The sequence below is a fragment of the Plantibacter sp. genome, assembly GCF_059073635.1.
Window position 1 is genome coordinate 170193 of the sequence record NZ_JCACOF010000012.1, and the last position, 18432, is coordinate 188624.

Annotated in this window: 20 protein-coding genes and 1 pseudogene; 15 read left to right on the forward strand and 6 right to left on the reverse strand. The window is 70.6% G+C overall.

The window, feature by feature from the left end; genetic code table 11:
- Positions 1 to 2 precede the first annotated feature (2 nt).
- The 3 genes from AC5JOC_RS18105 to nirB are packed head-to-tail and all read right to left on the reverse strand — an operon-like array spanning position 3 to position 4546.
- Positions 3 to 1166, reverse strand: a complete 1164-nt coding sequence (locus tag AC5JOC_RS18105; protein ID WP_079705653.1) for a uroporphyrinogen-III synthase — start codon at positions 1164 to 1166, stop codon at positions 3 to 5.
- Entirely contained in the window at positions 1163 to 1942 is a 780-nt protein-coding gene (gene cobA, locus AC5JOC_RS18110; protein ID WP_121290213.1) for a uroporphyrinogen-III C-methyltransferase, read from the reverse strand. The genes AC5JOC_RS18105 and cobA overlap by 4 nt, the downstream gene beginning before the upstream one ends.
- The gene (nirB, locus tag AC5JOC_RS18115) at positions 1943 to 4546 is read right to left on the reverse strand and encodes a nitrite reductase large subunit NirB (RefSeq protein ID WP_441005549.1); all 2604 of its coding nucleotides are present in this window, start codon (positions 4544 to 4546) and stop codon (positions 1943 to 1945) included.
- A 205-nt stretch (positions 4547 to 4751) separates the two neighbouring features.
- Between nirB and nirD the strand changes: the two genes are divergently transcribed.
- From nirD to trmD, 3 genes are read left to right on the forward strand one after another with little or no spacing between them, the layout of a single operon-like run.
- Entirely contained in the window at positions 4752 to 5126 is a 375-nt protein-coding gene (nirD, locus tag AC5JOC_RS18120; protein ID WP_079705654.1) for a nitrite reductase small subunit NirD, read from the forward strand.
- Positions 5123 to 5881, forward strand: a complete 759-nt coding sequence (locus AC5JOC_RS18125) for a sirohydrochlorin chelatase (RefSeq protein ID WP_079705655.1) — start codon at positions 5123 to 5125, stop codon at positions 5879 to 5881. The genes nirD and AC5JOC_RS18125 overlap by 4 nt, the downstream gene beginning before the upstream one ends.
- 46 nt (positions 5882 to 5927) lie before the next feature.
- Positions 5928 to 6635, forward strand: a complete 708-nt coding sequence (gene trmD / locus AC5JOC_RS18130; protein ID WP_085510627.1) for a tRNA (guanosine(37)-N1)-methyltransferase TrmD — start codon at positions 5928 to 5930, stop codon at positions 6633 to 6635.
- A gap of 29 nt (positions 6636 to 6664) precedes the next feature.
- On the opposite strand, the gene AC5JOC_RS18135 is transcribed toward trmD, so the two are convergent.
- A complete protein-coding gene (locus AC5JOC_RS18135) occupies positions 6665 to 7048 on the reverse strand; it encodes a hypothetical protein (RefSeq protein ID WP_494246952.1) in 384 nt (127 codons plus the stop codon).
- Positions 7045 to 8556, reverse strand: coding sequence for a PspC domain-containing protein (locus AC5JOC_RS18140; RefSeq protein ID WP_494246953.1), 1512 nt, complete (start codon positions 8554 to 8556; stop codon positions 7045 to 7047). Before AC5JOC_RS18140 ends, AC5JOC_RS18135 begins: the two co-directional genes overlap by 4 nt.
- A 112-nt stretch (positions 8557 to 8668) precedes the next feature.
- Between AC5JOC_RS18140 and AC5JOC_RS18145 the strand changes: the two genes are divergently transcribed.
- The 11 genes from AC5JOC_RS18145 to AC5JOC_RS18195 all read left to right on the forward strand — a co-directional run bounded on the left by AC5JOC_RS18145 (position 8669) and on the right by AC5JOC_RS18195 (position 17868).
- Positions 8669 to 9922 (forward strand): ATP-binding protein, encoded by a 1254-nt coding sequence (locus tag AC5JOC_RS18145; RefSeq protein WP_494246954.1) that lies wholly within the window; start codon positions 8669 to 8671, stop codon positions 9920 to 9922.
- Positions 9919 to 10578 (forward strand): LuxR C-terminal-related transcriptional regulator, encoded by a 660-nt coding sequence (locus tag AC5JOC_RS18150; RefSeq protein ID WP_064296318.1) that lies wholly within the window; start codon positions 9919 to 9921, stop codon positions 10576 to 10578. The genes AC5JOC_RS18145 and AC5JOC_RS18150 overlap by 4 nt, the downstream gene beginning before the upstream one ends.
- A 79-nt stretch (positions 10579 to 10657) precedes the next feature.
- Complete coding sequence (locus tag AC5JOC_RS18155; protein WP_137241868.1) at positions 10658 to 11188, forward strand: hypothetical protein; 531 nt, start codon at positions 10658 to 10660, stop codon at positions 11186 to 11188.
- A gap of 187 nt (positions 11189 to 11375) precedes the next feature.
- Positions 11376 to 11723: a 50S ribosomal protein L19 gene (gene rplS / locus AC5JOC_RS18160; RefSeq protein ID WP_056006851.1), complete on the forward strand. Its 348-nt coding sequence runs from the start codon at positions 11376 to 11378 to the stop codon at positions 11721 to 11723.
- Between the two features lie 76 nt (positions 11724 to 11799).
- Entirely contained in the window at positions 11800 to 12549 is a 750-nt protein-coding gene (gene lepB / locus AC5JOC_RS18165) for a signal peptidase I (protein WP_064296320.1), read from the forward strand.
- On the forward strand, positions 12549 to 13193 hold the full coding sequence (gene rnhB, locus AC5JOC_RS18170; protein WP_463528853.1) for a ribonuclease HII: 645 nt from the start codon (positions 12549 to 12551) through the stop codon (positions 13191 to 13193). The genes lepB and rnhB overlap by 1 nt, the downstream gene beginning before the upstream one ends.
- 12 nt (positions 13194 to 13205) lie before the next feature.
- Positions 13206 to 13529 (forward strand): DUF2469 domain-containing protein, encoded by a 324-nt coding sequence (locus AC5JOC_RS18175; protein WP_071260887.1) that lies wholly within the window; start codon positions 13206 to 13208, stop codon positions 13527 to 13529.
- A gap of 122 nt (positions 13530 to 13651) precedes the next feature.
- On the forward strand, positions 13652 to 14008 hold the full coding sequence (locus tag AC5JOC_RS18180; RefSeq protein ID WP_064296323.1) for a YraN family protein: 357 nt from the start codon (positions 13652 to 13654) through the stop codon (positions 14006 to 14008).
- Complete coding sequence (locus AC5JOC_RS18185) at positions 14008 to 15537, forward strand: YifB family Mg chelatase-like AAA ATPase (protein ID WP_494246955.1); 1530 nt, start codon at positions 14008 to 14010, stop codon at positions 15535 to 15537. Before AC5JOC_RS18180 ends, AC5JOC_RS18185 begins: the two co-directional genes overlap by 1 nt.
- Positions 15534 to 16886: a DNA-processing protein DprA gene (dprA, locus tag AC5JOC_RS18190; RefSeq protein ID WP_494246956.1), complete on the forward strand. Its 1353-nt coding sequence runs from the start codon at positions 15534 to 15536 to the stop codon at positions 16884 to 16886. Before AC5JOC_RS18185 ends, dprA begins: the two co-directional genes overlap by 4 nt.
- Before the next feature lie 52 nt (positions 16887 to 16938).
- The gene (locus tag AC5JOC_RS18195; protein ID WP_137241864.1) at positions 16939 to 17868 is read left to right on the forward strand and encodes a tyrosine recombinase XerC; all 930 of its coding nucleotides are present in this window, start codon (positions 16939 to 16941) and stop codon (positions 17866 to 17868) included.
- Here the strand turns inward: AC5JOC_RS18195 and AC5JOC_RS18200 are convergent.
- Positions 17841 to 18173: pseudogene (locus AC5JOC_RS18200) on the reverse strand (peptidoglycan DD-metalloendopeptidase family protein); the annotation flags it as partial. The gene AC5JOC_RS18195 and the pseudogene AC5JOC_RS18200 sit on opposite strands and share 28 nt — an antisense overlap.
- A gap of 17 nt (positions 18174 to 18190) precedes the next feature.
- Between AC5JOC_RS18200 and AC5JOC_RS18205 the strand changes: the two are divergent.
- Positions 18191 to 18379 carry a hypothetical protein gene (locus tag AC5JOC_RS18205; protein WP_494246957.1) on the forward strand — a complete coding sequence of 63 codons (189 nt, stop codon included), beginning with the start codon at positions 18191 to 18193 and terminating at the stop codon, positions 18377 to 18379.
- Positions 18380 to 18432 lie beyond the last annotated feature (53 nt).

Below are 18432 nucleotides of genomic sequence, written 5' to 3' on the forward strand. Positions count from 1 at the left end.
CGTCAGACGTCGAGGCGGTAGCCGCGCTTGACGATCGTGTTGATGAGTCCGGGGACGCCGAGCGTCTGGCGGAGGCGGCTCATCTGTACTTCGAGCGCGTGGTGGTCCGCGGCTGCGGGCAGCGCGTCGGCCAGCGCGGAGCGCGAGAGGACGGCTCCGTTCGCACGGACGAGGGCGCGGAGGAGCGCGAGGGAGTTCGGGGGGAGCCGGACCCGCGAGCCGGGCAGCTCCACGATGGCGCCACGGATGGCGATCGGGCCGTGCAGCGTCTCGGCTCGGAGGATCGCGTGCTGTTCGAGATGCTCGCACAGCAGCCGGATGAGTGCCCCCATGCGGAACCGCTCGGGGACGATGGGCTCGATGTCCTGGGCGAGCAGTGGCGCCGCCGTGACCGGGCCGACGGCCGCGCACAGCACGTCGCGACGGAAGGCGTCGACGACGGCGTCCTCCTGACCGAGTGCCTCCGCGGCCGTGAACAGGGCGACGACCGACGGGGCGCTCGTGAAGGTGACCGCGTCGAGCGAGCCACTGACGATCGCCTCGACGAGTCGCCGCACGCGCTCGTCGGTCGCATCGGGGTCCGTCCACCGGTAGGGGGCGACCGTGTGCACCTCCTGGTGGACGGCACGGAGCCGTTCGAGCTGGCGCTCGTCGGTGTACCCGTGGAGCTGGACGGCGACGCGGAGACCGGCCGGGTAGTCGGCGACGACCTTGTCGACGAGGGAGGCGGTGGTCTCGCGGTCGCTCATGCCCACGTCGTTCAGACCGGCTGCTCGGATGGCACCGCGTGCCTTGGGACCACGGACGAGGATGGCCGTCTCGGCGAGCGCCTCGAGGAGTTCGTCGCCGAGTCCAGCGGCGTCGGCGACCTCGAACCACCGTCGGATGCCGTACGAGGTCGTGGCGAGCAGGACGTCGGGGCGTGCGGCGATGATGTCGCGCGTGTCGTCGATGAGCGGTTCGTCGTGCTGTGCGTGTGCGATCCGCAGCGTCGGTGCGTGCACGACGGTGGCGCCGCGCCGCTCGAAGGCGTCGATGAGGTCCTGCGATCGACGGTCGCTCGTCACGCCGATCCGGAAGCCCTCGAGCTGGTCCGCGCGGAATCCCGGGACCGGGGTCGTGACGTCCGGGCCGGCGTCAGCGGCCGGCGGGGTGGTGTCGGTCACGCCGATGCCCCCAGACGTTCGGCCCGCGCCAGCAGTTCCGAGGCCTCGGCGTCACCGTCGAAGGCGAAGGCGACGACGTGGCCGATCACGATGACGGCCGGTGACCGCACGCCGGCGGCCGCGGCGACGTGGAGGATCGTCCCGAGGTCGGCCACGGTGGTGCGCTGGGTCTCGCTGTAGCCGCGCTCGATGATCGCGACGGGTGTGTCGGCGGCGAGCCCCGAGGTGAGGAGCCCGTGGGAGATGGAGGGCAGCGTGCCGACACCCATGAGGACGACGATCGTCCCACCGAGGCCGGCGAGGTGACGATGTTCCTCGTCGGAGAGCGGCGCATGACCGCTGACCACGGTGAAGAGATGACTCAGGTTCCGGTGCGTGAGGGGGATCCCGGCAGCCGCGGGCACGGCGACGGAACTCGAGACGCCCGGGATCACGCGGACGGGGACGCCCGCGCGGTGGCAGGCCAGGACTTCCTCGCTGCCGCGCCCGAAGACGTACGGGTCGCCTCCCTTGAGGCGGACGACCGCCGCGCCGTCGAGCGCGTGTTGCACCATGACGGTCTCGATACCGTCCTGTCCGATCGGGTGATGGCCGGGGCGCTTGCCGACGTCGACGAGGAGCGCGTTCGGGGCGAGCTCGGGGAGGGTGTCGTGGGGTGCGAGCCGGTCGTAGAGGACCACGTCCGCGTCTCGGAGGGCCTCGACGGCAGCGACGGTCAGCAGCGCGGGATCGCCCGGTCCGCCGCCGACGAGCGTGACCCTGCCTGGACCCGACATCTATGCCCCTTCCCTCACTGGAATGGTAGGCCCTGCGAGATAGACGGCCTCGCCGCGCTCGATCTCCTCCGTCGTCGCGGGCCGGTACTGGCCTCGCTCCGCGACCCGCGCGAGTCGCGGTTCGGCATCGCCCGGCTCGTTGACGAAGGAACGGAACCGGCGGAGGCGCTCCGGGTCGGCGAGGGTCGCCGCCCACTCGTCCTCATACCCGTCCACATGTGCGGCCATGGCCTGTTCGAGTTCGGCGGCGAGTCCGAGCGAGTCCTCGACGACGACCTCCCGCACGTGGTCGAGTCCGCCGTCGAGGTCCTCCATCCACCTGGCGGTGCGCTGCAGTCGGTCCGCCGTCCGGATGTAGTACATGAGGTACCGGTCGATGTACCGGATGAGCGTCTCGTCGTCGAGGTCTCCGGCGAGGAGCTGCGCGTGGGTCGGCTGGAACCCTCCGTTGCCGCCCACATACAGGTTCCAGCCCTGCTCGGTGGCGATGATCCCCACGTCCTTGCCACGTGCTTCAGCGCACTCGCGCGCGCACCCCGACACCCCGAACTTGAACTTGTGCGGTGCCCGGAGGCCGCGGTACCGGAGTTCGAGGTGGACCGCCATGCCCACGGAGTCCTGCACGCCGAAGCGGCACCAGCTGGACCCGACACAGCTCTTCACGTTGCGGAGCGACTTCCCGTACGCCTGTCCGGACTCGAAGCCGGCGTCGACGAGGATGCGCCAGATGTCGGGCAGCTGTTCGAGGCGGGCGCCGAACAGGTCGATGCGTTGACCGCCCGTGATCTTCGTGTAGAGCCCGTAGTCGGTGGCGACCTGCGCGATCACCGCGAGCTTCTGCGGTGTGATCTCGCCACCGGGGATCCGGGGGACCACGGAGTAGGTGCCGTCCTTCTGCATGTTCGCGAGCGCCCGGTCGTTCGTGTCCTGCAGCGTCCCCCGGCCGCCGTCGAGGATGTACCCACCCTGCTGGCTGGCCAGGATGGAACCGATCACCGGCTTGCACACGTCGCAGCCGCGTCCGGTGCCGTAGCGAGCGAGGATCTCGTCGAAGGAGGTGAGACCGAGCACCCGGATGGTCTCGAAGAGCTCCTGCCGGGACAGCTCGAAGTGTTCGCAGAGTGCGCGCGAGACGGCGATGCCGGACTTGGTCAGCTCCGTCTCGAGGATCTTCTTCACGAGCGGGACGCAGGAGCCGCACTGGGTCCCGGCGCGGGAGCAGGTCTTGAGCGCCCCCAACTCGGTGCACGCCTCGCCGTGCACGCCCGCGATCGCGTCGCGGACGGTCCCCGCGGTGACGGCGTTGCATGCGCAGACGAGCGCTGCGTCGGGGAGCTCGTCCCCGGCCGGTGCCTCGATCCCTGACGCCGACAGGTAGGCGGCCGGCTCACTCGACAGCTCGGCGCCGAGGAGCGGGCGCAGCGAGGCGTAGGGCGAGGCGTCGCCGACGAAGACCCCGCCCAGGAGGGTCTTGGCGTCGTCCGTCATGACGAGCTTCTGGTACAGCCCGCGTGCCGGGTCCGCGTACACGATCTCGAGACTGTGCTCGGTGCGCGCGAGCGCGTCGCCGAAACTCGCGACGTCGACACCGGACAGCTTGAGTTTCGTGGCGTCGTCGACGGTCGTGAACTCCGCCTCGCCACCGAGCAGCCGATCCGCGACGACCTCGGCCATCGCGTTCGCCGGTGCGACGAGACCGGTGCATCGACCGTCGAAGCAGGCGACCTCGCCGATGGCCCAGACACCCGGCGCAGACGTCCTGCAGTCCGTCCCGATCACGACACCGCCGCGGTCACCGAGCTCGATCCCGGCATCGCGGGCCAGCTCGTCCCTGGCGCGGATCCCGATCGCGAACACCACGATGTCGACGTCGACCTGCTGGCCGCTCGAGAACTTCACGCCCGAGACACCGCCCTGCTCGTCCACGAGGATCGACCGGGGCCTCGTCCCCAGGTGCAGACCGATGCCCTGGCCGCCGATGATGCGCCCGAGGGCTCGACCGGCTCCCTCGTCCAGCTGGGCGGACATGAGCCACGACCCGGAGTGCACGACGCTCGCCTCGGCACCGAGCCGTGCCGCACCACCGGCGGCCTCGAGCCCGAGCAACCCGCCGCCGGCGACGATCACCCGGGCGGGACGACCTCGCAGGGAGCCGATGCGCGCGATCTCCGACACCAGCAGGTCCACGTCGTCGATCGTCCGGTAGACGAGGGCGTGTTCCGAACCGTCGATCTCGGGCACCGGGGCCGAGGAGCCGGTCGCCAGGACCAGCTCGTCGTATGAGACGACCCTCCCCAGGGAGGTGTGCACCGTCCGGGCCTCGCGGTCGATCCGTTCGGCGCGTTCGCCCAGCAGGAGCGACACGTGCTGCTCGTCCCAGACACCCGTCGGCGCGAGCGTGAGGTCGATCGCCGCATCGTCGAGACGCTTGCTCAGTGCCACACGATCGTAGGGACGGTGGAGCTCCTCACAGACGACCGTGATGTGCATGGTGCGCCCGGCGTCGCGACTGTGCAGGGCATCGACCAGACGGTGTGCGGCCGGGCCGCCGCCGACCACGACGACGCGACGCGGCAGATCTCCTGCGGTGGGATCGATCATCATGGGCCCCCTCGGCTCGTGTTCCAGCGAGCGTACTGACGCGGCGTTTCCGGACCGTTGCCCGCATGTGTCCCGAACGCGTCCAGGACCGCACACGACGCCCGGGCGGATGTGAGGTCGGTTTCACCTCACCGAAACGTCACGGGTGATCCGACGAAACACCCCGCCCGTAGCGTCGGTGCTCCGACGCACGACCAGGAGGCCGACGATGAGCATCACGATGCAGGAGCACACCGGGCGGACGGCGCTCGCCGAGTGGCGACGCGTCTGCGCCATCGACGACCTCGAACTCTCCTGGGGCGAGGTGGCGTTGCTCCGCGCCCGGCAGATCGCGGTGTTCCGCATCGGCGCAGATGAGGTCTACGCCGTCGACCATCGGGACCCGCACACGGCCGCGCCGGTGATGGCTCGCGGCATCGTCGGTTCTCGAGGGGAGCGACCGACGATCGCGTCACCGTTGCACAAGCAGGTGTACGACCTCGGCACGGGTGAGTGCTTCACCGACCCGAACCTCTTCCTCCAGACGTTCCGCACCCGCATCGTGGGCGGGTTCGTGGAGATCGAGCTGGGGGAGGACGCATGACCTTGCTCGAGACCGCGGTGCGCCGCCCGCAGACGCGTCCGCGGACGAGTCCGGCGCTCCTGGCCGTGTCCCACGGGACGAGTTGCCCGATCGGACAGGCCTCCGTCGCCGCGCTCGTCGACGCCGTCGGACGATCGCGTGCCGATCTCCACGTCGCCGGTGGCTTCGTCGACGTCCAGCAGCCCGACGTCCCGGCCACCCTCGGTTCGATCGAGCCCGAGCGGCCCGCGGTGGTCGTGCCGTTGCTCCTGTCCGCGGGGTTCCACGTCCACGTCGACCTCGTCGAGGACCTCGAGGCGACGGATCGGCCGACGGCACTCGGACGGGCGATGGGACCGGACGACCGCCTCGTAGCGGTCCTCGCCAGGCGACTGGAGGCGCTGCACGTGACGCCCGACGATCGGATCGTGCTCGGAGCGGCCGGGTCCACCGACGCCAGGGCCGTCGCCGACTGCGTCGACATGGGACGTCGACTGGAGTCGCGACTGCGGGTGCCGGTCGAGACGGCGTTCGTCTCCGCGGCTCAGCCGTCGGTGCCCGATGCGGTGGTCGCGGCTCGAACGAGTCGACCGCGAGGGCGGGTCATCATCGCCACCTACCTGCTGGCGCCCGGCTACTTCGCGCGGCTGCTCGAGGAGGCGGGAGCGGACCTCGTGACGCCGCCGCTCCTCCACCTCGGCGAGGTTCCCGATCCGGGCATCGTCGACCTCGTGGTCGACCGCTACGAGGAGGCCTCGGCCGGACTGTCGGGCTGACCGGCGCGACCGGGACGACGACCGTCGCGCGAATAGACTGCTCCTCATGCGCATCGACATCGTCACGATCTTCCCGACCTTCTTCGATGCCCTGGACCTCTCACTGCTCGGCAAGGCGAAGCAGAGCGGGCTCATCGAGTTGGACGTCCACGACCTGCGGGATTCGACGCACGACCGTCACCGCACCGTCGACGACACCCCGTACGGCGGGGGAGCCGGCATGGTCATGAAGCCGGAGCCTTGGGGTGAGGCGCTCGACGGCATCCTGGGTGACGACACCGAGGAGGAGCCGCTGGTCATCTTCCCGTCTCCTGCGGGTGAGGTGTTCACGCAGGCCATGGCCCGCGAGCTCGCGGCCGAGCCGCACCTCGTCTTCGGCTGCGGCCGGTACGAGGGCATCGACCACCGCGTCTTCGACCACACCGCCAGCCGAGCGCGGGTCCGCCTGGTGAGCCTCGGCGACTACGTCCTCAACGGGGGAGAGGTCGCCGTGATGGCGATGATCGAGGCGATCGGTCGGCTCGTCCCGGGCGTCGTCGGCAACCCCGAGAGTCTCGTCGAGGAGTCGCACGAAGACGGGCTCCTCGAGTACCCGAGCTACACGAAGCCTGCCGAGTGGCGAGGACTCCCGGTACCGCCGGTGCTGCTGAGCGGCAACCACGGTGCGATCGCCACCTGGCGTCGTCAGCAGCAGATCGAGCGGACCCGCGAGGTCCGCCCGGATCTGCTGCCCGCCGACGAGCCGGACGCCTGAGCGCGCCGGGGTCCTGTGCGTGACGGCTGTCAGGGCCGACGTCGCACGGCGGCGGCGATGCCGGCGACGACGAGGACGGCCCCGGTCGCGATGATCGCCCCGGTGATCCACCCCAGGGGGTCGATGCGCACCTCGGTGAGGTTGGTGACGAGCATGGCGCCGGCGAAGACGAGCAGGAGCACGCCCCAGAGGATCGTGCCGAAGCGCGGTGGTCGACCGCCTCGATCCTTCGGGCCAGCATCGGTCCTCGGCTCATCAGCCGTCTGTGCAGTGGTCGGCTGCGCTGTGGCCGGCTGCGCTCTGGTCGACTCCGTGGTGGCCGTCTGATCGGTCTCCGACGGAGCCGATCCCGTCGCCGCGTCGGTTGGGGACGACATGTCCGCCGCTCCGGTCCGGTCGTCCTGCTCGCTCATCGTCCCGCCTCCGCTTCCTCGGTCACGACAGCGCTGCCGGCGACCGTCCACACCCGTACCCGTGTCGTGTCTCCTGACGCCGTTCGTCCGTACCGTGCCTCATCCTGGAACAGGGCTCCGCCGCGTCGGTCCGTCCGGTCCCGACCATCGCGTCCCGTCTCCAGGGTGCCCGCGATCGCTGAGAACTCGACGATCACCGGCACGTCCTCGGGGATGAGCACGTCGACCTCGCCTGCGAGGATCCACACGTCGATCGTCCCACCGCGCAACGCGTCGTCGTCGGCGAGCTCCCCGAGGTCGAGCGTGGGTTGGCCGGCGATCATCACGTAGCCGCGTCGGTCGTCCGCATCCGTCGACGTCACGGTCCAGGTCGTGCGTCCGACCGGCAGGAAGGAGGAGCCGAGTGGGAACACCCCGGTGGCGAGCAAGGAGATCACGGCGGCCCAGGTGAAGAGCCCGAGCCAGCCGCTCTCCCGTCCGCTGATGCCCGCGACGATCGTCGCGACGGCGAGCGCACCGAGCGCTGCGGCGAGCCCGATGACCACGACGACCGGGATCGAGAACCCGGCGCTCGCCGCGATGACGGCCGCGCCGGCACCGGCGAGCAGCGCCAGTCCGAGGGTGATCGCCACGAAGGCCGCTCCAGGGTGCTGCGCACGACGCTCACGAGCCTTCGTCTCGCGCTCGGCCTGCTGCTCGGCTCGCTGGCGGCTCATCTCGTCCCGGAACTCCTGACTCGTCCAGCCGCGCTGCTGGCTCGGAGCCCCGTCCCACGCGGTGGCGGTGGCGGTGGTGGCTCCAGGGAGCGGGACGGTCGCGCCCGCATCACCTGGCGAACCGTCGACCTTCGCGAGCGACACCGGGTTCGCGGCACCGGGGGAGGCCGGGGCCGAGCCGGCAGGGCCCGAGGGGGAGGCCGTGGGCGATGGTGCCGTCGGCTTCGGGATCGAGGCGTCGCTGGTCCACGGGTCGCGCTGCGGCGGTGTCTCAGGCGGAGTCGCCCGCCCAGGGTCGCGGCGGGAGAACATCACGATCAGCCAGACCGCCGCGGCGACCAAGGCGATCACCCAACCGGCGGTCATGGTCGACTCCAGCCACCCCGGCAGGTTCCACGCATGCGGCACGCCGTCCCACCAGAGGCCGCGCATGAACGGCACGGCGGTGAGGACCGCGAGGATACCGATCGCGACGATCGCCGGGTCGAAGACGCCCCGGATCGCACGCTCGAGGTGGATCCGACCCTGCTGGTCGGGGATGAGCGCCCAGCCCGCGGCGTAGACGAAGAGGACCGGCCCGCCCAGGATCGCGATGACGATGAGGGCTCCGCGCACGATCATCGGATCGAGGCCGAGCCGGGCCGCGACACCCCCGGCGACACCGCCGAGCCACGAGTCGCTCGAGCGACGGAGACCGGTGGACCGCCACCAGTCGAAGAAGCGGGTCGTCGGATCCTGCGGGGCGGGTGCCCCCGGTTCTGCTCCGGTGGGCGGCGTGCTGTGGTTCGTCATGGTCCGATTCTGGCGAAGCGTCCGGGTCGGGCCCATCCGGCATGACCCTGAGTGCACCCTGATCCTGCTGTCCCAGGGTGCCGACCGCACCCCGAACTGCTTGGATGGCTCCATGGGAACCGAGGTGATGATCCGGCCGAGGCGCCGCCTGCTCGGCGGTGTCTGCGCCGGCTTCGCCGAGCACACCGGTCTCCCCGTCGCTGCGGTGCGGACGGCGACGGTCATCCTCGCGTGCTGCGGCGGAGCGGGCCTGCTCCTCTACGTGTGGCTGTGGGTCATGACGCCGACGCAGGGCGCGGACGCACCGCTCGATCCTCGGGAGCACCTGCTCCGGCCGGCCTCGACCGATGACGGAGGCGACCTCGACGGCCCCCGTCGCGCGCCGATCACGGAGGTGCTGCTCGGGATCGCCCTGCTCGCGGCCGGGACCGCGCTGATCGCGACCCGGACCGGGCTGGACATCCCACTCGAGGCCGTCATCCCCGTCATCGTCGTCCTCGCGGGAGCTGCACTCGCCTGGCGGCAGTTCGGCGAGCGTGGTCGCGGTGAGGGTTCACGTGCCCTCTTGATCCGCGTACTCGGAGCGCTCGTCCTCGTCGTCCTCGGCATCCTCCTGTTCTTCGTCACCGGTGACCGCCCGAACATGTGGACGGTCATCGTCGCCGCGATCGCCGTGCTCCTCGGGGTCGCCGTGGTCATCGCCCCCTGGGCGCTCCAGCTCAATCGCGACCTCGCCGACGAGCGCGCCGCGCGGATGCGCGAGGCCGACCGCGCCGAGATCGCCGCGCACCTGCACGACTCCGTGCTCCAGACGCTCGCGCTCATCCAGCAGCAGGCCGGTCCGGGGAGCGAGGCGTCCCGTCTCGCCAGGGCGCAGGAGCGCGAGCTGCGGAATTGGCTCTTCTCCGGCGGGACCGCTCCGACGGGCGACCTCGCGACCGAGCTGCGGACCATCGCGGCCGCGGTGGAGGCCGACCACGCGGTGCGCGTCGACGTCGTCGCGGTCGGGCGTGCGATCGACGACGCTCCGGAGCCGCTCCTCGCCGCCGTACGTGAGGCCGTGCTCAACGCGGCACGTCACGCCGGCGGCGACGTCTCCGTCTATCTGGAGACGGCACCGCAGCGGATCGAGGTGTCGATCTCCGACCGCGGCCCCGGCTTCGACCTGGAACAGGTCCCGCGGGACCGCCTCGGGGTCAGGGAGTCGATCATCGGCCGGATGCAGCGCATCGGTGGCGAGGCGACCATCCGTCCGGGGCCCGGCGGACGAGGTACCGAGGTCCGTCTCGTCCTGCCCGTCCACGACGCCGCGCCGACTGCGCCGCAGCCCGACACCGTCCCGACCGTTCCGAGGAGCCGACCATGAGCGACCGACCACTGACCGTCGTGATCGTCGACGACCACTCGATCTTCCGTTCCGGACTGCGCAGCGAACTCGATCCCGGCATCGAGGTGCTGGGGGAGGCCGGCGACGTGGAGGAGGCGATCCGGGTGATCGGGGAGACGCGCCCGCAGGTCGTGCTGCTCGACGTCCACCTGCCGGGTGGCGCCGGCGGCGGTGGCGCGGACGTGATCGCCGGCTCGGTGTCGATCGCGCCCGCCACCCGGTTCCTCGCGCTCAGCGTCTCGGACGCCGCCGAGGACGTCGTCCGGGTGATCAGGGCCGGTGCACGCGGCTACATCACGAAGAGCTCCTCGGGTGCCGAGGTCGCGGAGGCCGCACGGCGGGTCGACGACGGCGACGCGGTCTTCTCACCCCGGCTCGCGGGATTCGTCCTGGACGCCTTCGGTGCCGTGACGGGGGAGACGGCGGAGTCCGTCGACGAGCTCGACCGGCTGTCGGCCCGTGAGCAGGAGGTCATGCGCCTCATCGCCCGCGGCTACGCCTACAAGGAGGTCGCGACAGAGCTGTTCATCTCCGTGAAGACCGTGGAGACCCATGTGTCGAGCGTGCTGCGCAAGCTGCAGCTGTCCTCGCGCCACGAACTCGCCGCCTGGGCGCTGCAGCGCAAGCTCCTCTGACCACTCGGGCCCGGAACCGACATCGGCCGACAGCGAACGACCAGTGCGCGCTCAGGAGCCCGGCGGTAGCCTGAGAGGCATGATCATCCGTCGGGCGTTCTACTACTGGCGATTCGCCGCGATCTTCGTGCTGCCCGCCTGGCCGTTCGTCGGATGGGGACTCTTCGGTGAGAGCGGCTGGAGCCTGTTCGGGCTCTTCATCGCCATGCCGATCCTCGCCATCGCGCTCGCCGCGATCGCGTTCCTCATCTCCGCCAGGGCCAGCGTCCGGACGACGAAGCTCGTGTCGTGGACGGACGTCGGCCTGCTCACGCTCTGGCACGTCACGATCATCTGCTTCGGCTCGTTCAGCTCGGGCGTCGCCCTCTGGGCGGTCCTCGGCGTCGTCGCAGGCCTCGCCGCCTTCTGGGGCGTCATCGCGCAACTCATCTCCGAGACGGCACGCCGCGCCCGGGAGACGATGGCCGAATTCGAGCGCATGGCCGCTGCCGCCGGGCCAGGCACGGTCCCCGGATCGGCGATCCCGCCGCAGCCGCGGTTCGATCCCGGTCCGATCGACGGCGGCGAGTTCATCGTGATCGAGGAGTCCAAGCCCGACGAGCGTCGCTGAGCGGCCGTATCCGCCGCTGTCGCCTGCGCCGTACCGGGGCCCGGTTTCCCATCCGAGGCCCTTTCATGACACAATTGCTGTTTGTGCCTCCGCAGTTCTGCCACAGGGGAACGCCGGCATCGGGCACACCCTTCCTTCCGAACGTATTCAGCGGTCGACCTGTGGCGGTCGCAGAGATGGAATCATCATGCACATTCTCGACTCAGTCGATGCAGCATCCCTCAAGTCGGACATCCCCGACTTCCGCGCCGGCGACAACGTCAAGGTGCACGTGAACATCATCGAGGGCAACAAGTCCCGTATCCAGGTCTTCCAGGGTGTCGTCATCGGCCGCTCCAACGAGGGTGTCCGCGAGACCTTCACGGTCCGCAAGGTGAGCTACCAGGTCGGCGTCGAGCGCACCTTCCCGGTCCACTCCCCGAACATCGACCACATCGAGGTCGTCACCCGCGGTGACGTCCGTCGCGCGAAGCTGTACTACCTCCGCGAGCTCCGTGGCAAGAAGGCGAAGATCAAGGAGAAGCGCGACAACTAGTCGTCCTCCCGGTCGCCCTCCGCGATCATTCCTGAGCTCCCCACCGGATAAGCTGGTGGGGAGCTCAGGCGGTTAAATGACAGACAATTCCCTGGCGGCAGACGCGTCGCCCGACCACCAGCAGCGCCCCCGCGGCAAACGCGGAGCGCTGCTCTTCCTTCGCGACCTCCTCATCATCTTCGTGGTCGCGCTGCTGGTCTCCTTCCTCATCAAGACCTTCCTCGTGCGGTCGTTCTACATCCCGTCCGGGTCGATGGAGAACACGCTGCAGATCCAGGACCGCATCCTGGTGAACGAGCTCGTCCCCGACGTGGTCTCGCTGAATCGAGGCGACGTGGTCGTCTTCCAGGATCCGGGCGGCTGGCTCCCGCAGACGGTCGAGGCTCCGCAGCCTCCCGTCACCGCAGCCGTCGAATGGGTGCTGTCGATCTTCGGCCTCGTCGCTCCCGACAGCGACGACCACCTCATCAAACGCGTCATCGGCCTGCCGGGCGACCACGTGTCGTGCTGCAACCCGCTCGGGCAGATGACGGTCAACGGGGTTCCGCTGAACGAACCGTACGTGAAGCTTCCGGCAGGCACCGAGAAGGTGTCCGGAGACCCGTTCGACATCGTCGTCCCGGAGGGCTCGCTCTGGGTCATGGGCGACAACCGGTACAACTCGAAGGACTCCCGGTACAACGGCGACACCCCCGGTGGGGGCTTCGTCCCGATCGACAACGTCGTGGGGCGTGCGTTCGTCATCACCTGGCCGTCCAGCAACTGGGCCTGGCTCGACAACTACCCGTCCGTCTTCCAGGGCATCCCCGCCCCAGAAGAGGAGTGATGGCCGTCAGCGAACCGACCCTCGAGGTCGAGCACGAACTGTTCGCTGCGGGTGTCCCGTCGGTCATCGGCATGGACGAGGTGGGTCGCGGAGCCATCGCCGGCCCGGTGGCCGTCGGCGCCGCGGTCGTCGCCCCGGCGTGCGGGCCGTTCCCTGAGGGACTCCGCGACTCGAAGCTGTTGAGCGAGCGAGCGAGGACCCGCCTGGAACCGCTGGCCCGCGAGTGGGTGTTGTACGGGGCCGTCGGACTCGCGAGTCCGGCGGAGGTCGACGAGCTCGGCATCACCGCGTGTCTCGGACTCGCGGGCCGTCGGGCACTGCTCGAACTGCACGCCGTCGGCGCGGACGTCACGGGATCGACCGTCCTGCTCGACGGCAACAGCGACTGGCTGAGCCGGGCGCTCCAGCGACCGCTCACCATCGCCACGAGGGTCAAAGCGGATCGGGACTGCGCCTCGGTCGCCGCGGCGTCCGTACTCGCCAAGGTGCACCGCGACCGACTGATGATCGAGTTGCACGAGGCACTGCCGGAGTACGGGTGGGAGGGCAACAAGGGATACGGTTCGGCGCAGCATCTGTCGGCCCTCTCCGAGCACGGCCTGACCCTCCACCACCGGAGCAGCTGGCTGCCCGCCTACACGTAGACTGGAGAGACCATGGACGAAGACGAGTTCGAAGACTACGACCGCGAGGTCGAACTGGCCCTCTACCGCGAGTATCGCGATGTCGTGGGGCAGTTCAAGTACGTGATCGAGACCGAGCGCCGGTTCTACCTCGCCAACGAGGTCGACCTCGTGCGACGCGACACGGCGAACGACTTCTACTTCGAGCTCTCCATGACCGACGTGTGGGTGTGGGACGTCTACCGTTCCGACCGGTTCGTCAAGAGCGTCCGGGTGCTCACGTTCAAGGACGTCAACGTCGAGCAGTTGTCCTCGCGTGACTTCGAGCTCCCGAAGGAACTCACGCTCGACGAGTAGGGCGAGGCCCCCGCGACCGACAGCGCTCCACAGGCACGCCTCGCCGCGCGATCGTCGACGACAGACCCACCTCTGGGTAACGAGCCTCGTCTGCACGCTTGGCTGGATGCCAGGAGGTGCACATGGCACGGAAGGACGAGCTCGGCCGACGCGGCGAGCAAGTGGCGGCGGATCATCTCGAGGCGTGCGGATACCGCATCCTCGACCGCAATTGGCGATGCCCGCAGGGCGAACTCGATCTCGTCGCGGACGACGACGGCACGCTGGTCTTCGTCGAGGTGAAGACCCGTTCCGGCGTCGGCTTCGGCGATCCCGCGGAGGCGGTCACGCCGAGCAAGCTGGCCCGGATCGGTCGTCTCGCCGGGGCTTGGTGCGCTGAGCACCGACCGCGCTCGCGGCGGATGCGCGTCGACGTCGTCGGCATCGTGCTGCCGTCCGAAGGGGACATGCGACTCCAGCACCTGCGGGGAGTCTCCTGATGGCCGTCGCACGCACCTGGTCGGTCGCGCTCGCCGGCCTCACGGGCGCGATCGTGGAGGTCGAGGCGTCGGCCGCCGCGACCGTACCGGGCATGGCGATCGTCGGCCTTCCCGACAAGTCGCTCGGTGAGGCCGCGCACCGCATCAAGAGTGCGACGGCGAACTCCGGCTGCGAGCTGCCCGGTGGCAAGCTCACGATCAACCTGTCTCCCGCGTCGCTGCCCAAGCAGGGGAGCGCATTCGACCTCTCCATGGCGATCGCCTGCCTCGCCGTGGGCGGCCTCGTCCGCCGGGAGTCCGCCGAGCGGGTCGTCCATCTCGGTGAGCTCGGGCTCGACGGTCGGCTCCGTCCGCTCGTCGGCGTGCTGCCGGCCGTCCTCGCCGTCGCCCGCGCCGGCTACGACGCGGTGATGGTGCCGACCGCCAACGTCGAGGAGGCGCAGCTCGTGCCCGGCGTCACGGTGATCGGGGCGACCTCGCTGCGTGATGCGGCCATCTGGCACGGTGCAGAACTCTCCGCGATCGACCTCGAACCCGTCCGACAGCGGGTCGATCGGCTGCCCACGCCCGACCCACTCGATCTCGCGGACGTGGTCGGACAACCGGAGGCGGTCGACGCGATGGTCGCTGCGGCGGCCGGCGGGCACCACGTCATGATGGTCGGACCTCCCGGTGCCGGCAAGACCATGCTGGCCGCCCGGCTCCCCGAGATCCTTCCCGACCTCGAGCCCGAGGCCGCGGTCGAGGTCAGCTGCCTCCGCTCGCTCATCGGTCTGCCGCCGGACGGCGCGCTCGCCCGACGACCACCGTGGGAGAGCCCGCACCATTCGTCATCGGCGGCGGCGATCATCGGTGGCGGTTCGCGCCAGATCCGGCCCGGAGCAGCCGCGCGCGCGGCGCACGGCGTGCTCTTCCTCGACGAAGCGCCGGAGTTCCGCGCCGACGTCCTCGACTCGCTGCGTCAGCCACTCGAAGCCGGCGTGGTCACCGTGCATCGTGCGCACGGCAGCGCGACGTTCCCGGCCGCCTTCCAACTCGTCCTCGCCGCGAACCCCTGCCCCTGCGGTCAGTACGGCACGGCGGACGGCGTCTGCACCTGTCCACCGCAGGCCCGTCGACGCTATCTCGGGCGGATCTCGGGGCCGCTCCTCGACCGGATCGACATCCGCGTGCGGGTGCACCGGATCACCTCGGCACTGACGAGTCTCTCGCAGGAGGGCGGGGTCTCCACCGCTGAGGCTCGTTCCCGCGTCGAAGCGGTGCGGGCCGCGAGTGCCGAGCGGTTGGCCGGCACCGGCTGGACCACGAACGCACAGGCGAGCGGCACCTGGCTCAGGAGCCCGCGGATGCGGCTGCCCAGATCCGTCACCAGCGCGTTGGACCGCTCCCTCGAGCGGGGAGGCATCACCATGCGTGGCTACGACCGCATCCTCCGACTGAGCTGGACGCTCGCCGACCTCGACGGGGCCGGTAGCCCCACAGCCGAGCACTTGGGGCGCGCCCTCTTCCTGCGGAAGGGCATCTCATGAGTGCGTGGTTCGGCTTGGACCGCGAGTTGGTCGAACGCCTCGTCCGCGGACTCGGCGGCCTGGAGCCGGCCGAGGCCGTGGGTAGTCCTCGCGCGGATGGAGGTGCCGAGCACGTCTCGGTGGCCGACGACAACGTCGGCAACACCGGGATCCGGGCGGCCTTCGCTCGGGCGGCCTGGACGATGATCGCCGAACCGGGCGATGGCGTGGCCGGGCTCGTGGTCGGTGCGCTCGGCCCTGCGGGCGCACTGTCAGCGGTCCTGGACCGGGTGGGGCCGACCGAACTGCAGCGCCGCATCCTCGGCAGCGAGTGGTCCAGTGGCTCGGGCTCGACGTCGGCCGATGCCGATGCCGAGTCCGAGGATCCCGCCGCGATTCCCGCCTCCCGCGTGCTCGGAAGTGCGCTGGAACGCTGGCGCCCCCGTCTCGTCTCGGCTGACCTCGTCGCCGCGTGCGAGACCGCGATCGAGGTCGGCGTACGACTACTCCTGCCAGGCGCTCCGGGCTGGCATGCGGGGTTCGACCACCTCGGTGTGCACGCGCCGCACGCCCTCTGGCTGCGCGGTTCTCCCGACGTGCCTGCGGGAGAACGCGCCATCGCGTTGGTCGGGGCCCGGGCCGCGTCCGGGTACGGCGAGCACGTCACCCTCGAGGCGGCGGCCGGGCTCGTCGACCGGGGCTTCGCGATCGTGTCGGGTGCCGCGTACGGCATCGACGGCGCGGCGCACCGAGCCGCCCTCGGGAGCGGAGGCGTGACCGTGGCCTACCTCGCAGGCGGGGTCGATCGGCCGTACCCTGCCGGTCACGACGCGCTCATCCGTCGGATCCGCGAGGCCGGTGGAGCCGTCATCAGCGAATCACCGTGCGGGTCCACACCGTCCAAATGGCGATTCCTGCAGCGGAACCGACTCATCGCCGCAGCCTCGGCTGCGACGGTGGTCATGGAGGCCGGAGACCGCTCCGGGTCGATCAACACGGCGGGTCACGCTGCGTCCCTCGGGCGTCCGCTCGGAGCCGTGCCCGGCCCGGTCACGAGTCCGTCGTCGGCGGGCTGTCACCGCCTGATCCGTGAGTACGCCGCCACCTGCGTGACGAACGCCGCGCAGATGGCGGAGCTCGCCGGGTGGACCGCGGTCGACGCGGACGCGCAGGCGTTCGCCTCACCGGAGGAACGCCGGGTCCGTGATGTGATGAGCGCTCGCTCGCCGCGCACCGTCGAGGCGCTTGCGAAAGCGAGTGGTCTGAGTCCTCGTGAGGTCACCGGCGTGCTCGGTGCGCTCGATCTCGCCGGGGCCGTCGAGGAACGCGAACGAGGGTTGGGTGCTCGTCGGCGGACGGGCGTGAGGTGATCGGTCGGCGGGGGAAGGCCACGGCGTCGGACGCGTGGGGCATGCTGTCCACGTGGACATCTGGAGTAGCATCGACGGGTTCTCGGAGCACCTCGCTTCAGAGCGTCGGTTGTCGCCGCAGACCGTTCGCGCCTACGCATCCGATCTCCGGCAGCTCGCCGACTTCGCCACCGGACGCGATGTCGAGGGCGTCGACGGCGTGACGCTGGACCTCCTCCGCGACTGGCTCTGGGCAGCTTCCGAGGCAGGCTCGTCCAAGGCGACGCTCGCGCGACGCACCGCCACGGCCAAGGCCTGGAGCGCCTGGCTCCTGCGCACCGGCAGGGTCGATTCGGACGTCGCGGCACGTCTCCGGAGTCCGAAGACGGGTCGGACCCTGCCACGCGTCGTCGGCCGGGGCCCGTTCGACGACCTCCTCGCGGGGCTCGAGGACCGCGCCGCATCGGGGGAGCCGAACGCCCTCCGCGACCTCGCCGTCGTCGAACTGCTCTACGCGTCAGCGCTTCGCGTGTCCGAGCTGTGCGGACTCGACCGGGACGACCTCGACCTCGATCGGCTCACCGTCCGTGTCACGGGCAAAGGTGACAAGGAGCGGGTCGTTCCGTTCGGCGTCCCCGCTCAGTCGGCGATCGTCGACTACCTCACGAGCGCCCGCCCGCAGCTGGTCGCCCGTGCAGCCGCGAACGACCGCGGACCGACGCCCGGCGCAGCCCTCTTCCTCGGCGCGCGCGGAGGGCGGCTCGGCCCGCGCTCCGTCTACACGCTCGTCGCCCGGCTCCTCGACGCCGTGCCCGGTGGTGGTCCGGCAGGGCCTCACGCCCTACGGCACACCGCCGCGACGCACCTGCTCGACGGGGGAGCGGACCTCCGCGCGGTCCAGGAACTCCTCGGCCACGCGAGTCTCGCGACGACGCAGATCTACACGCACGTCTCCGTCGAACGCATCAAGGAGAGCTACCGCAACGCCCACCCGCGGGCCTGAGCCCCCGCGGTCGCGGTCAGTGGGAGCAGGACGGCCGGAGGCACCTCGCCGAGCAGCAGCATCGGATTGACGTAGACGCCGTCGAGCCGCACCCCGAAGTGCACGCAGCCGTCGGCGCAGTGTCCGCCGACGCCGACCGTCCCGATCGGTGCCCCGCGGGTCACGCGGCTACCGACGTCGACCGAACCCACCACCGGCTCGATGCTCGAGACGTGTCCGTCGTCGTGCCGGATCACGACGAGTGGGCGGTCGACCACCGTCCCGCTGAACGTCACGACGCCGGCGGCTGCTGCGGCGACCGGCTGACCGGGCTGATGCCGCGATGTCGATACCCCGGTGGCCGGCGCTGTACGGGTCGGGCGGCGCGACGAACGGCTCGGTGACGACGTGCGGGGGAGCGATCGGCCAGCTCCAGGCCGGCGCCGCCCCAGACGTGCTCACGGGTGCGAGGAGCACCAGGCAGGAGACGAGGAACCAACTGGCGATCGAGGTCATCATGATCCGAGCCTGACGGGCTCGGGAGAGCGAGGGCGGGTGGGCACCTCGGAGCGGGGAGACGGACGC

Bases quoted from the DNA above. Each gene is read 5' to 3' on its own strand.
- cobA (WP_121290213.1), bottom strand. From the start codon at position 1,942: ATGTCGGGTCCAGGCAGGGTCACGCTCGTCGGCGGCGGACCGGGCGAT.
- nirB (WP_441005549.1), bottom strand. From the start codon at position 4,546: ATGATGATCGATCCCACCGCAGGAGATCTGCCGCGTCGCGTCGTCGTG.
- nirD (WP_079705654.1), top strand. From the start codon at position 4,752: ATGAGCATCACGATGCAGGAGCACACCGGGCGGACGGCGCTCGCCGAG.
- AC5JOC_RS18125 (WP_079705655.1), top strand. From the start codon at position 5,123: ATGACCTTGCTCGAGACCGCGGTGCGCCGCCCGCAGACGCGTCCGCGG.
- trmD (WP_085510627.1), top strand. From the start codon at position 5,928: ATGCGCATCGACATCGTCACGATCTTCCCGACCTTCTTCGATGCCCTG.
- AC5JOC_RS18135 (WP_494246952.1), bottom strand. From the start codon at position 7,048: ATGAGCGAGCAGGACGACCGGACCGGAGCGGCGGACATGTCGTCCCCA.
- AC5JOC_RS18140 (WP_494246953.1), bottom strand. From the start codon at position 8,556: ATGACGAACCACAGCACGCCGCCCACCGGAGCAGAACCGGGGGCACCC.
- AC5JOC_RS18145 (WP_494246954.1), top strand. From the start codon at position 8,669: ATGGGAACCGAGGTGATGATCCGGCCGAGGCGCCGCCTGCTCGGCGGT.
- AC5JOC_RS18150 (WP_064296318.1), top strand. From the start codon at position 9,919: ATGAGCGACCGACCACTGACCGTCGTGATCGTCGACGACCACTCGATC.
- AC5JOC_RS18155 (WP_137241868.1), top strand. From the start codon at position 10,658: ATGATCATCCGTCGGGCGTTCTACTACTGGCGATTCGCCGCGATCTTC.
- rplS (WP_056006851.1), top strand. From the start codon at position 11,376: ATGCACATTCTCGACTCAGTCGATGCAGCATCCCTCAAGTCGGACATC.
- lepB (WP_064296320.1), top strand. From the start codon at position 11,800: ATGACAGACAATTCCCTGGCGGCAGACGCGTCGCCCGACCACCAGCAG.
- rnhB (WP_463528853.1), top strand. From the start codon at position 12,549: ATGGCCGTCAGCGAACCGACCCTCGAGGTCGAGCACGAACTGTTCGCT.
- AC5JOC_RS18175 (WP_071260887.1), top strand. From the start codon at position 13,206: ATGGACGAAGACGAGTTCGAAGACTACGACCGCGAGGTCGAACTGGCC.
- AC5JOC_RS18180 (WP_064296323.1), top strand. From the start codon at position 13,652: ATGGCACGGAAGGACGAGCTCGGCCGACGCGGCGAGCAAGTGGCGGCG.
- AC5JOC_RS18185 (WP_494246955.1), top strand. From the start codon at position 14,008: ATGGCCGTCGCACGCACCTGGTCGGTCGCGCTCGCCGGCCTCACGGGC.
- dprA (WP_494246956.1), top strand. From the start codon at position 15,534: ATGAGTGCGTGGTTCGGCTTGGACCGCGAGTTGGTCGAACGCCTCGTC.
- AC5JOC_RS18205 (WP_494246957.1), top strand. From the start codon at position 18,191: ATGTCGATACCCCGGTGGCCGGCGCTGTACGGGTCGGGCGGCGCGACG.